Source organism: Bacillus sp. FDAARGOS_1420 (genome assembly GCF_019344915.1).
GTDB classification, from domain to species: Bacteria; Bacillota; Bacilli; order Bacillales; family Bacillaceae_G; genus Bacillus_A; species Bacillus_A mycoides.
In genome coordinates this window covers 1-13,081 of the sequence record NZ_JAHWJB010000008.1, presented here as the reverse complement: position 1 = coordinate 13,081, position 13,081 = coordinate 1, and the positions used below count along the sequence as shown (strand labels likewise).

Annotated in this window: 7 protein-coding genes and 6 pseudogenes; 6 read left to right on the top strand and 7 right to left on the bottom strand. The window is 31.3% G+C overall.

The annotated features are described in order from the left end of the window. Both I6L50_RS34655 and I6L50_RS35985 read right to left on the bottom strand, forming a co-directional pair. Window positions 1–118, bottom strand: a pseudogene (locus tag I6L50_RS34655) (helix-turn-helix domain-containing protein); the annotation flags it as partial. Window positions 119–421: 303 nt separating this feature from the next. Beyond that, a pseudogene (locus I6L50_RS35985) lies at window positions 422–1,308 on the bottom strand (LysR family transcriptional regulator). Window positions 1,309–2,240: 932 nt separating this feature from the next. Between I6L50_RS35985 and I6L50_RS35980 the strand changes: the two are divergent. The 5 genes and pseudogenes from I6L50_RS35980 (at window position 2,241) to I6L50_RS34625 (ending at window position 5,440) form a co-directional block, all read left to right on the top strand. Beyond that, window positions 2,241–2,570 (top strand): annotated as a pseudogene (locus I6L50_RS35980) (spore germination protein). Continuing rightward, window positions 2,549–2,767 carry a spore germination protein gene (locus I6L50_RS35975; protein WP_219304782.1) on the top strand — a complete coding sequence of 73 codons (219 nt, stop codon included), beginning with the start codon at window positions 2,549–2,551 and terminating at the stop codon, window positions 2,765–2,767. Before I6L50_RS35980 ends, I6L50_RS35975 begins: the two are co-directional and overlap by 22 nt. After that, window positions 2,682–3,038: pseudogene (locus I6L50_RS35970) on the top strand (spore germination protein); the annotation flags it as partial. The gene I6L50_RS35975 and the pseudogene I6L50_RS35970, both read left to right, overlap by 86 nt. Before the next feature lie 91 nt (window positions 3,039–3,129). Continuing rightward, the gene (locus I6L50_RS35965) at window positions 3,130–3,213 is read left to right on the top strand and encodes a hypothetical protein (protein ID WP_374108465.1); all 84 of its coding nucleotides are present in this window, start codon (window positions 3,130–3,132) and stop codon (window positions 3,211–3,213) included. A 1,267-nt stretch (window positions 3,214–4,480) separates the two neighbouring features. After that, entirely contained in the window at window positions 4,481–5,440 is a 960-nt protein-coding gene (locus I6L50_RS34625; RefSeq protein ID WP_483861642.1) for a Ger(x)C family spore germination C-terminal domain-containing protein, read from the top strand. A gap of 204 nt (window positions 5,441–5,644) precedes the next feature. On the opposite strand, the pseudogene I6L50_RS34620 reads toward I6L50_RS34625, so the two are convergent. Further along, window positions 5,645–6,732: pseudogene (locus tag I6L50_RS34620) on the bottom strand (RNA-guided endonuclease TnpB family protein). Between the two features lie 11 nt (window positions 6,733–6,743). Next, window positions 6,744–7,142: an IS200/IS605 family transposase gene (tnpA, locus tag I6L50_RS34615; RefSeq protein ID WP_219304698.1), complete on the bottom strand. Its 399-nt coding sequence runs from the start codon at window positions 7,140–7,142 to the stop codon at window positions 6,744–6,746. Between the two features lie 977 nt (window positions 7,143–8,119). Between tnpA and I6L50_RS34610 the strand changes: the two genes are divergently transcribed. Further along, window positions 8,120–8,506 carry a MerR family transcriptional regulator gene (locus I6L50_RS34610; protein ID WP_219304697.1) on the top strand — a complete coding sequence of 129 codons (387 nt, stop codon included), beginning with the start codon at window positions 8,120–8,122 and terminating at the stop codon, window positions 8,504–8,506. A gap of 422 nt (window positions 8,507–8,928) precedes the next feature. Here I6L50_RS34610 and I6L50_RS34605 read toward each other — a convergent pair whose 3' ends face one another. The 3 genes and pseudogenes from I6L50_RS34605 to tnpB form a co-directional block, all read right to left on the bottom strand. After that, a complete protein-coding gene (locus I6L50_RS34605) occupies window positions 8,929–9,222 on the bottom strand; it encodes an ArsR/SmtB family transcription factor (RefSeq protein WP_219304696.1) in 294 nt (97 codons plus the stop codon). Between the two features lie 352 nt (window positions 9,223–9,574). Next, on the bottom strand, window positions 9,575–10,414 hold the full coding sequence (locus I6L50_RS34600; protein WP_219304780.1) for a peptidylprolyl isomerase: 840 nt from the start codon (window positions 10,412–10,414) through the stop codon (window positions 9,575–9,577). Between the two features lie 212 nt (window positions 10,415–10,626). Continuing rightward, window positions 10,627–11,637: pseudogene (gene tnpB / locus I6L50_RS34595) on the bottom strand (IS200/IS605 family element RNA-guided endonuclease TnpB); the annotation flags it as partial. Between the last annotated feature and the right edge of the window lie 1,444 nt (window positions 11,638–13,081).

The window sequence follows — 13,081 nt, the reverse complement described above, 5'->3', positions numbered from 1 at the left end:
ATTATCCCATAGGGATAGGAGATGATTGAATACAAACGAGAACAGCCAATGGTTTTATTGATTAAAATTGCTTGTGCTGTATTTGGATAGATACGAATTTATATGCTCGATTGATCATCTTTTCTTTCACCCCCAATTTCGATACTATCTCCATTATACAACAAACGTACATTCGGTATGTAGTGAAATGATTATGACAAATTATCCAATAATAAGATATATGTAATATGTCGAACAATTGAGATGGCAATATGCATCCCCTTGTTCGAAGCCAATTCAGCTCCCACCTACCTCACTGGGCCGTGGCCCCCTTCATGTTCCTTGGAGGAAGGAGTCTTTTCTGGGCCTAAAAAATGAATAAAAAGTTAAGTCTATGTCCTGGATATGGATTTCAATCTATATTCAGACATAGACTTAACCACTAATTTATACGTACACAAATAGGTCCTTCCTTATTATTTATATACGTGAATTTTCTTTTATAAAATTCCCTCATGGTAAGTCCCACATTTATGCTTTTATTTCTAATAAAAATGGTTGTGATTTTATGAAATTCCTTTGGGATTTCATGACAATAAATATTGGGAATACTAGAAAATAAGCCCACAGCTGTTGCCAGGCAATAGTGTAATGCCTAATCCGAGGGACACACTGTGTAAAATCATTTCCAGCATATAAATTCCATAAACTTATTATTGAAAATACCCTTCGTTTTTCAAGCCATTTTTCTAACATTTTTCTATAGCCGCAGCTTGTCCAAATACTAAAAATGTTTCATGATTTAAATCTTTTATTGTCAAATGTAGGTTGATTTGTAACCAAAGTGAGTGTCTTGCTGCTAACCTCATATTGATCAAATGAGGAATCTTTTATAGGTCCTGTTACAAAAGCACCATCTAATTGTAATTTAGTACATCTAACATCAATTGATTACTCACATCGGTTTTTAGTGTTATATCCACATTAGGGTATTTCGCATAATATCCCTGCTAATATCATAGGTAATGGATGTACAGTATCTACTGTTCCTATGTTTAAAATCCCAACAGAATATTCGTCCTTAAACATATTATTTAGTTCTTCAAATTCTTTAAGAATTTTATCCACATTTTCAAGAAATTTTTGTCCATCTCCTGTTAAAGAAATGCCTCTAGCATGCCGATGAAATAAAATTGTATTTAGTTCTTGTTCTAATTGTTTTATGTGTGCAGTTACATTGGATTGCACATAATTCAAACTTTTTGCAGCCGCGGTAATATTTTTAATTCTAGCTACTGTTTGAAAAATTTTTAAATCTCTAAACTCCAAAATTATCTCCACCTTGATTATGTTCTAACTGTATTTGAAATTATTTATATGTTTATTCTTTATTTCTTAACATAATAAAATATATATACTTAGAATATGTTAAATAGAGAAAAGTTAAACATTTAAAATACACGTGAATTTTACGTGACAAATTATATATATTTATACAGTTATTTAAAATATATATAGATAGATTATCATTTCCTTAGACCTTTTAAAATGGGTCTTAAGAATACTAAAACACCCTGTAACAGAGAAAATATGCTAATAGATGATGATAATTATCTGTACTCCTTTGTACTAATAATTGTTTCAACTTCTAAAATCGTATAGTTCTATTGTAGAATGCGTTGGCTATTGTGGGCCTCACCAATTATAAGGAAAAATGAGCGTTATTGTATAAGGGTGTTTTGTCTTAAAAATAGACATTTTCGGTACATAATTTATGCGTAGTTATTTAATAATAAGTCTATAAATTTATTTATTATGAGGGATTGGTTTATGAAAACATTTACATTTCTAGATAAAGAATCTAAAAACTAATCAGAAAAATTGTATTAGTGTACAAATAAATTCTTCTTTGGATAAAAACCTTGAGTTTATAAAATATCAATTAGGGGATGCTCCGGATCTTGTAATAAGAAGAATTCGGAAGAAAATAATCAAACCCTAGCATTGGTTTATTTATCGGAATTGACTGACAAAAAAAGACGTTAATGATAATATTCTTAAACCTCTGTTAAAGGAGGATTTAAAAGCTGAATTAGAGCTAATTATACCTCTTGGGAATATTTCTAAGGTTCATATCTTAGTCAAATTCAAGAAAGTCTATTAGAGGGAAATGCAATTCTTCTTGTTAACAAATCCCCTATTGCATATAAACTCGAGATTAAAGGTGGACCCAATCGAGAACCTTCCGATTCTAAAATGAAATATCTATAAAAGGGACACATCAAGGATTTGTAGAAGCTGCGACTAAAAACATTGCTTTAATACGAAATTATTTGCCAACAGCTAAATTAAATGTAAAGTCTGCAGAAGTTGGTGAAGAAGGAAAAACAAAAATTTATGTGCTTTTTTTAATAGAAAAAGATGATTTTGAAATTACTGAGGAGGATACAAAGTAGATGAAAAATATTAAAGTTAATTCTATAGTGAATACTGGAGAACTCGTTAAACACATTGAAGATAACCCGTATTCTCCTTTCCCACAACTTTTACTAACTGAAAGACCTGATACGTGCAGTATCCTCATCTATTAGAAGGGAAATTTGTAATAGTTGTTGATCATTCTCCGAATGTATTAATTGGACCAACGAATTTTCTTAGTTTTTTTAGGAATATAGATGACCGCAGTACTAGGTGGATGATAAATTTTATTCTTCAAAATATTACGCATAATCGCTTTTTTCTTAGCACTTATTTTACCAGCTGCATATATTGCTCTAATTTCATTTAATTTTAGTCTGAGACCTGTCCCTTTATTTTTATCTATAGCAGAATCTAGGGAAAATGTACCATTTTCTGCTATTGTAGAAGCTATGATTATGGAAATAACTTTAGAAATGATGAGAGAAGCGGCTTTACGTTTACCTGCTCCTATTGGACAAACCATGGGCATAGTTGGAGGTATTATTATAGGACAAGCCGCTGTACAAGCAGGGATTGTAAGCAACATCATGATTATCATCGTTTCTATAACAGGGATTGCATCGTTTACTGTCCCAAATTATGATATGAGTTTAGCAGTTCGATATTTACGTTTTCCTATGATGCCTGTTAGCCACTTGGTTTGGAGTTGTAGGTATTATTATAGGTCTTATGACATTACTAGCACATATGTTAAGTATTCGTTCTATAGGTACCCCATATGGTGTTTTCATTTTTACCCATAAATATTTGTAAGCTTAAAGATTTCATTATTAAATATAAAAATCGAGCAAAAGGTGACATATAATGTCTAAATCAATAATGCGGGTACACTTTCTTTAGGCCAATTTATATTTACTATTCATGGAGCTCAGTTGGAACGGGAATTCTTTTTCTCCCCGTACATTAGCAGAAAAATCGGGGTACTGACGGATGGCTAGTGCTGCTCTTTGTTTTTTATTTTCTACATTAGCCAGTATAGCTTGGGTTCAAATAGCTCAAAGATACTCCAGACAGCTGATGAATAATAGAATAAATAATTTTGTAAGGATATGCTTCACCTTTATCTATACTGCATATTTTTTCATTTTATGCTTGGGTGGTGTTACTAAACGGATGCTCTACATCAAGGGTAATTTACTTCCTAAAACACCGGATTACTCTCATAATATTATTATTTTTAGTCCCCTACTTATCTTGTCGTTTCTCACAATGTATATGTATTAGGACGTTACTGTGAGGTTGTATTTTATCTTACAATCTGGATTTTAATATTATTCTTTAATTCCCTTAAAAGAAGGGGAACACACTAAATATGTTGCCCTCTTTTTAAAAATGTATTGGTGGAATTTTGACAGTCTTTCCTTCAGGCTATCTTCTCCGTTTACAGGATTTGAAATAGTATTTTTTTATGTATCCCATATTAAAAAGAAAACAGGATGCGACTAAAGGGGTGATAATTGCTAACAGTATAACAGGTTTTTTTATATTTTCATGACAATTTCATGTTTTATATTTTTTTAGTCCCGGATGAAATAACATCATATAACCAACCTGTACTAAGTATACTAAAAAAAAAAATAAATTATTGAAGTTAGCTTTTTAGAAAGATTTGACTTAATCCATTATAACTTTATACTTATTTGTGGTTTTTACTTCATGGACTCCATATATTTAGGTGTCAATTTATTATGTATCAGTAATTTAACTAGCACCACAAAACAATATCATATCTCTATTTTATTTTCTCTTATTATTTTAAGTGTTTTTCTGATTCATCCATCATGGAGTCAGCACAAAGTTGGAAGAACTTAATTCATATATAGGATTAGTACCAGCTTCTTTAATTCCTATGTTCATGTTTGTAGTAATAAAATTAAAAGGGGATGCTTAATGATACGAAAAATAATATATTTCCTCTCATGTCTACTATTGCTACGGGTTGCTACGATCAAATATATGTTAGGGAGTGTTGCCGCACATTAATTGTAGGAATTGATTTAGATAAACAAATAATCTACAAATATACGTAGTAAACCCCTTAATAAATAAAGATCAGAAACGAAATGAGGAAAAACATTATAGCTCAGATACTACAGTTCGAAAGGCTAGAGATAAGTTTGATACTGTAGATCCAGGAATTATTTCTGGCAGTAAAATACAGATTATACTTTTGGGAAAAAACCTTCTCAAAAAAAAACATTGGATAAGATACCTAGAACCCTTTTATCGTGATCCCCAAAATACTATGACTGCCAAAGTTATTGGTGTAGAAGGAAAAGTTTCTGATATTATCTACTCTCGCTCCCATAAAAATAACTTTCTTGCAGATTATTTGACTAAATTAATTAGAACAGGAAATGCAAGAAACGTTACTGTTAAAACAACTTTTAAAGAACTACATAGACAAGTTAAGGATAAGGGGATAACTCCCAGTATCTCTAGTATAAAAAAAATGGAAAATAACAAAGTGAAAATTACAGGAACAATGCTTTTAGATTCTCAAAATTTGTTTCAATCAACCTTAAATCCAAATGAAAATAAATTATTGACCTTATTACAGGGTAAGGTCCAAGGCGATTATCCATTTACAATAAATAATCCAATAAATAAACAATGGCTTAGTATTTCTGCACAAAGAATTGAAGTTGACCAAAAAGTATCATATACTAACCGTTTTATTTTTAATATACAAATTGATATGGGGACAGAAATTATCGAGGAATTTCCTTATTCAGACACATCAATGGATGGTAGAGAATTAGAAAACGCTATTTCGAAGCAATTAACAAAAGAAATAACACAACTTATAAAAAAATTTAAACAAGCGAAAATAGATCCCATTGGCTTAGGATTATATGCTCGTGCATTTCAATATAAAAATTGGGTATCTCATAGACAAAATTGGGGCAATGAGTTATCGAAATCACAAATAAATATAAAAGTAAATATAAAGGTAAGAGATGTAGGGAGTATTAAATAACTATAGTAGTCAAGAAGTATGAATTCAAAAAACAATATCATAAAGATAACATTTAGTCCTGATAGTGAACTACCCGCCACTTAACGTCCTAACGGACCGTTTGAAGTGGGGGCTTCTCGGTTAGTCGTTACTTTTGATAGCTAACGAATTCGTCCTAAGACAGCCGAGCTAACTCCCTTGTTCCAAAGGTTATTTTATTGCTATTTATGCTAACGCTAATAGGCGTGTTGCTTCATTTTTGATATTGATAGCTGCGTTATAATCTCTATCGAGATTTACACCGCATATGCAAGAATATACTCGTTCAGACAATGTCATATTTTTCACATTTCCACAACTACTACATGCTTTTGTGGAAGGAAACCAGTTGTCTATTTTCATAAGTTGTTTTCCTTGTTCGTATAGTTTATAAGCTAAAAAAGAAGTGAACATTCCCCAACTATGGTCAGCGACACTTTTTCCAAAATGAAGTGCTTGCGACATTCCTTTCATGTTTAGGTCTTCAATAGCTACAACATCAAAATGAGTAGCTAACTCTTTAGACTTATGATGAAGGAAGTTCTTACGTTGGTTCGTTACTTTTTCATGTAACTTAGCTACACGGATACATTGTTTATTCCGACGAATAGAACCTTTGGTTCTGCTTGATAATACTCGTTGTGCCTTTGCTAATTGGCTTTCTCATCCTCAGAACTAACGTATAATCCATCCATCGAAAAGTCTAATCCAACAACTGTTTCTACTTCTTTTTGTACAATCTCTTTTTCGTATTCAGTCAAGATGGACACATAGTATTTACCAGTAGGTGTCATAGAAATCGTACATGACTTGATCATATAATCTTGTGGTATCTCTCTATGCTGTTTGATACGTACCATTTTCAGTTTTGGCAATTTGATATGACCAGTAAGCAACATAATATTTCCGTTTACTACATTCGTTGTATAAGACTTTCTGTCTTTTTTACTTTTGAATGTTGGGAAGTCATTTTGACCACTAAAGAAATTCTTATAGGCAGTTTGCAAGTTTAGTTGAGCATTTGCCAAAGCTAATGAATCAACTTCTTTTAACCACTCAAATTCTGCTTTATATTTCGCAGGAGTTGGAAGCTTTTGTTTCTTTAGTTGTCCCTTATCATCTCTGTATTTTTTCATACGCTTCTTTCCGTTCAGCTAACCTTCTGTTATACACGAAACGTACACAACCGAAGGTTTTACGCATAAGATCATAAGATATGCTTGTTCTTCTGTTGGATACAAACGGAATTTATATGCTTTATTCTGCTTTGTCATATCATTTCACCTCACTTTTCACCTTGATTTTCAATATATTTCTTTACTACGTCTATTGGCGAACCACCAGTTGTTAGTAAGCAAAAACTTCTTGACCAAAACATCTCTTTCCAAAGTTTCTTTTTCACTTGTGGAAAGTCTCTCTTGATTAGTCGAGAACTTGCACTTTTATAAGCATTAATAAATTTTGTCATTTCTGTATTCGGATGTGCCTTGAACAAAATATGAACATGGTCTACATCATGATTCCACTTTATCAGTGTTATGTTGTAATTTTCGGATAACCTGACAAACATGTCTTTTGCATAGTCTGATATATCATCATCGAACACATTTCTTCTGTATTTTACGACCAACACAAGATGATAATACAACAAGAACACTGAATGATTATTGCTGTCTAATTTCATTGATATACCAACCTTTATACTTTATAAGGCTGATTATATCAGAGGCGAAATAAAAAGCAAAGCCTTTTGGCTACGCCAAACCGAAATTCATCTCTCACCTACCGTTGGGCTACGCCCTTCACGCACTTGAGGAAGGAGAATTCTTTCGAGGAATTCGTTAAAGGGAGATTTTGATAAATGTTTAAGATATTATCTATTGCGATTATTAATTGTTCATCGATTTTACAAGGTGTAATAGGTGGTCCAATTGATAATTCTTATTCTCCCATATCTAGTTTGTTAATAACTTTTATTTCCTCTTAAATTTATCGCATTAGTTAGAGCAGTCATTACACCCAGTAACAGTTATCGGAATCAAGCTGAAATTTTATAGCATCTCCAAATATTCGATAAAACAATCGACTTTCTATTAAAGTTGCTAATAATTTTTGCTCTGAAGTATTTTTCTTTTTTAGTTTTTAGATGAGAATCGTATCGAGAGCTGACTCTCATCTAAAAAAATCCACTTGCATATATGTAACTGGATATATGAGACCGCAGTGTATATTCACCAAATAAATATTGTAACAAAAACGTTGGTTTTAGGGATACATGGTTTAATTTTCTTAAATTAGCACACCATTGTAGTAATAAAAGTATTCTAGTACAATCTGTTTTACAGTTGTTTTGAATATTTTGTTGTATTTTACAAATAGAATACGTCGTTTTTTGATGGCCAGAGAAGCTTTCTATCACAACACTATCAGCATTTTTTCAAAGGGAATCTAGACAAAACATTGTAATAGCGAATCAAATGTACATGTTTTCTGCATAATAACCCCTTTATGTGTAATAAATTTCCATTGTTGTTTCATTTAGTATTAATTTATTATTAAGTTGAAGAGTATTTAGCATAATTTCTGTTGAAATAAAAATAACAGCAGATTCATACATTAAGTAACTATAATTTAATATATATAAACAGGAGAAGTGACAAAATGACATTTACAATTAAAGAAATAAGCACAATAACAAACGTTTCTTCATCTACTCTACGCTATTATGAAAATGAAGGATTATTACCTGTTATAAAACGTGATAATAATGGAAATCGCTTATATACTGAAGATAATATTGAGTGGATTAATTTACTTTTAGCATTACGTCAAACTGGTATGCCTATAAAAGAGATTAAAAGATATATAGAATTATTTTATCAAGGTATTAGCACACTTAATGATCGAAAAGAAATGATGCTTCAACATAAAAAAAGAGTAGAAAACGAAATAACACAAACATATAAGCACTTAGAAAAAATTAATTACAAATCAGCTGTATATGATACATTGGAAGCTCAATTAAATAAAAAAAAGGTTATTATTTAACGACATTTTTCTATCTGCACCATGTCATGAAATACCAACAGCATTCTGTTCATCAGTCTATTATTTTTTTGTAATTTTAATAACGCCCTTAGATGTAAAATGGCTATACTACATCTAAAGACTCATCATACATCATCGATATCATGTTAAAATTTTACAGCGCTCCTAGAACAAAGTTTTGCGTTAACTTGTAACAAAAAATAAGCCGTTTTCTGTAAAAAATACATGGAATTTTCATTTCGGGGTGTTATAAAATTCATAAGTTGATACGCATGGACCCAAAAATAAGGGGGCGTTGCCCCTACCATCTATAAACAAAAAAATCGCCATTTCTGACGATTTTCCTTATACAAACTACATAGAAACTTAGAGGTCCTTCATAATACTCTCAACGTCTTCTTACGTCCACTGCTGCAAACATTCTATTCCATCCCCTTCAAAAACTCAATAACTTCAATAACCTTTTTGTCACTCACTATATAATAAATTTCATTTCCTTTGCGCTCATAGGAAACCATCTTAAAATCTTTTAACTTTATTAACTGCTGTGACACTGTGGATTGCGGAACACCTATTAAATTTTGTAACTCAGATACATTTAATGGATTTTTAGCAATTAATTCTCGAACTATCATCAAACGTATAGGATGTCCAAGCATTCGCAATATATCCGCAGGTCTGTTATAATCCATATTCATATAAAAAGCTTTTGGCATACTATCTTCTCCTTTTTGGATAAATATTCTTTTATTCGACTATTTAAATAGAACATCCTTTTGTTATTTCAAATCATTTAATTAGAAGTTTAATAATTAATGACTCAACATTTTCTATGTAAAATGTTCGAAAGTTTGGCATCATAAAATAGTAATAATCCATCTTCAGTAGCAGACAGACCAGTCATTAAGCCTAGTAATTTTTATACAGAAAAGATATCCAACACATCCTAAAATAAAATTGCACAATCAAATACATTATAGATACAATTAACCGGTACCTTTTATTTTAAGGAACCGGTTAATAACGTTGTAAATCTTCTAATAATTTTCACTTAGAATACCGATTATTTTACAACTTAACGTCTTTAAATGTATCTTTTAAATCCTTATCTAGTATTTTCAAATCTGTTTCTTTAATTAATTCTTCAAAGAATTTCTGCTCCCATTTTGGGTTCTGTAAACGAATTAATTCTAGTTCCTTTCGAATATTCTCTTTTTCTTGATCAAACGGCTTCAACTCTTCTTTTTCGGTTACTTTAATGATGTGATAACCCGAAGGAGATTTTACTGGCTCACTTATTTGTCCAGCATCTAATTTATAAGTAGTTTCCTTAAATTCAGGAGTTTTTTCTATGAACGCAGATTCAGATATTTCTCCACCCTTTTCTTTTGAATCCACATCCTCTGAGTATTGTCGAGCTAAGGTTGCGAAGTCTTCTCCATTATTTAATTTCTCTTTTATTTCCTTTGCAACTTGCGCATCCTTTACTAAAATATGACTAGCTTTTATCTTAGGTTTATAGTAGTTTTTTATCTCTTCCTCCGTAATCGATTTTTTTACAGCTTTTTCAAAAGCAATTTGTGGTTTTAACCTACCATTCAATTCATCTTCTTTTTTAACACCGTTTCGTGATAAATAAACCTGGAAGTTATTACCTGTTTCCTTCTTTATTTCTTTTATTCTGTCCATTACTTCACTATCTGAAACTTTATATTTATTAAGTATAAGTTTTTCTTTCATGATTTGTTTTAATATAGGTTTTCCTGCTTGTTCCTTTAATGCCGCTTCAAATTCACTTTTTGATATATCTCCGGCTTTAGATGTAACCATATTATTTGAGTTACCACATGCCGCGAGTATCAATATTCCGCTTGTTATAGTCCCTAAGAATAATTGACGTTTTTTCAATTTATCTTACCTCTTTCCAATTTCAATTTTATTGTTTATAAACAAGATTCTTTTCTTAAATTAACACTGAAAATCAATTATTAAATATAAAAACTAATTTTAATAACTACATATAAACTAAAATAAATGCCTCCATCTATTGAACTACCCCCACTTTCACTTTGTTTAGAAGAGGGGGATTCCTAAGTAAAGAGTTCCATCGAACTCTTTACTTAGGCTATCTCCACAGTCCTTGCGGTTAGAAGCCTTATAGCTTCATTCTTTAGATTGATACTTGCGTTACTATCCCTATCATGATGTGTACGACAAGAAGGGCAGTCCCTTTACGTAGGTTTAGATTTTTAACGTCTTTGTTTTGATATCCACAACAAGAACATAATTGGCTGGAAGCAAATGTTTTTGATACGACAATGACTTGTTTACCGTACCATTTTGCTTTGTATTCCAACATGGCTCGAAACGGTGACCATGATACCTCACTAATTGCTTTTGCTAACTGATGATTCTTTAACATATTCGATACTTGCAAATCCTCTATACCAATAACATCGTGGTTTTTGGTGATTTCAGTTTAGATTTTGTCCAAGCAATCTTGTCTAGTATTTGCCATGTATTCATGAATTCTAGCCACTTTTACTCGCTGTTTATTCCAGCGAGTAAATCCTTTTGTTCTTCTAGAAAGAACACGCTGTGCTTTTGCCAGCTTCTCTTCTAATGATCGAAAAAACTTCGGATTTTTATAGATTACTCCATTTGACAAAATGGAGTAATCTTTTAGTCCCACATCCATTCCAATGGAAGATTGTGTTTTTGGAAGCTATTGCACTTCTGTTTCAACTAAATGACACAAAGTACCTACCAGAAGGGTTCCTTCTAACCGTAGCATTTACATACATCCCTTTACTTCCCGACTCTTGGCAAATCGAACAAGACCTAGTTTCGGCAATTTCATTTTGTTTCCTACAACAGCAATGTTTTCATTTGTTTGTTTTGTGGTGTAAGATTGTGCGTTGTTTTCTTAGATTTGAAACGCGGGGCACTCGTTTGTTTTTTGAAAAAGCGTGTATAAGCATCCGTAAGGTTGCGAATAGATGACTGAATCGCAATACTATCCACTTCTTTGAACCAAACAAACTCTTTCTTCATGGCAGGAAGTTTGGCAGAGCATGTACCATATGTCAAACCATTTCCTATTTATATGCATGATCCCATATAAATAGGAATATGAACGTTTATGTATAATTCTTAAATTTGGATATTCTTGTGGAAAGTTATTTAACATACATTTCTCTACAAATTCATTCGAGCTTTCATTTTGTTATGTTATTAAAAATATAACAATATCATATCTCCTTTAACTTAATTCTCTTTTATCCCACTGCCACTAACAAGGTGCTTTGTGTCTTCTATAAAGACACAAAGGATCGATTTTTTCACATGCTCATTCTAGGAAACATATTAGGGCTAGTCTTGCTTCATATAATATTTTTCTCTGTTTAACACTTACAGTGAACTAGACACGAATAGTGGTAGATAAAAAACACCCTATACGGGTGCTCTCTTATTAGTAATTTCAAATCCTATCATAATTAGATTTAAGGACTTTAAAAAAAATCCCTAGTGCAAAGAATTCTATTCGATTTATAAATAAAGGAAATCTAAGGCGATTGCATGCTAGCATCCTTTATTGTATTTATTTTTTTCTTATGAATTATACGAGTAATTCCCGTATATTAATAAAACACCTAATTTGTCTATTATTCAGATGAATTAGGTGTTTAAACATGGTTATATCCCTGTTTTTCGGTAGGGGAAATCCACAAATTGTAACAGTAGATAACTAACGTTCAAAATGTTTTAAGTACAACAACAATCTATCATTCTATATATTTTCTATTGGTTTTTAGTTGATTTATTATTTTTTGGAAAAATCCTTTTCTTTAAATAGTGAAAAGATATGAAAATTAATCTGGAATCTATCCTCTTTTTTAATTTGTCAATTTTGTCTTCCGTCTAGACAAATTATAATTTATTAGTTGGTGACGTATCATTATAAATATAGAATAGATATTCTATTACCCATGTTCTTTTTTTAAAAATACATTTATTCATTATATAAGGGAAAAAGAAAATGAAATCCATTACCATTGAACAGATATATCAAGACATTTTAGACGGAGAAAAGAAAACGATTTCCTCCATTTACATGGACTGAAGATATAAATTTTGAACTTTCAAAACGTGTTACAAAATATTTAATTGAACACGTTTTTTACTATGGGATTGGGATGCTATTAGAAAAGGTTGGAACCAAAGACTAATCATTAAAATGAAATTATCAACCGTTCTTTCTAGATATAAACTCAAGTCCGTACGCTATGCTGAATGATGCTTATCCTAATTCTATAAAAGAATGGGAATTAAAAGAATGGCACCTTTGAAGTTTTGGACAAAAGAGAAACGCTTTAGAAGCTTTAAGATGGACAATTGAGGAGAAAGAACAGTTAACGGGATGAACAATTACATCTTGTTTATGGAGAAAAAGTGGTTAAAGAAACATAAATTAAGTTCACCTTGTGGTATCTATTGGAATGGTAGCCCTATGCATATTTGAATGAATTATATCCAAAACGCTTTAAAGAATGGCAATTGTCAGTTGTCCCTAAA

What these genes read in the sequence shown, in the direction of transcription:
- I6L50_RS34605 (WP_219304696.1), bottom strand. Translation starts at nt 9,222, where the DNA reads ATGCCAAAAGCTTTTTATATGAATATGGATTATAACAGACCTGCGGAT.
- I6L50_RS34610 (WP_219304697.1), top strand. Translation starts at nt 8,120, where the DNA reads ATGACATTTACAATTAAAGAAATAAGCACAATAACAAACGTTTCTTCA.
- tnpA (WP_219304698.1), bottom strand. Translation starts at nt 7,142, where the DNA reads ATGAAATTAGACAGCAATAATCATTCAGTGTTCTTGTTGTATTATCAT.
- I6L50_RS35965 (WP_374108465.1), top strand. Translation starts at nt 3,130, where the DNA reads ATGACATTACTAGCACATATGTTAAGTATTCGTTCTATAGGTACCCCA.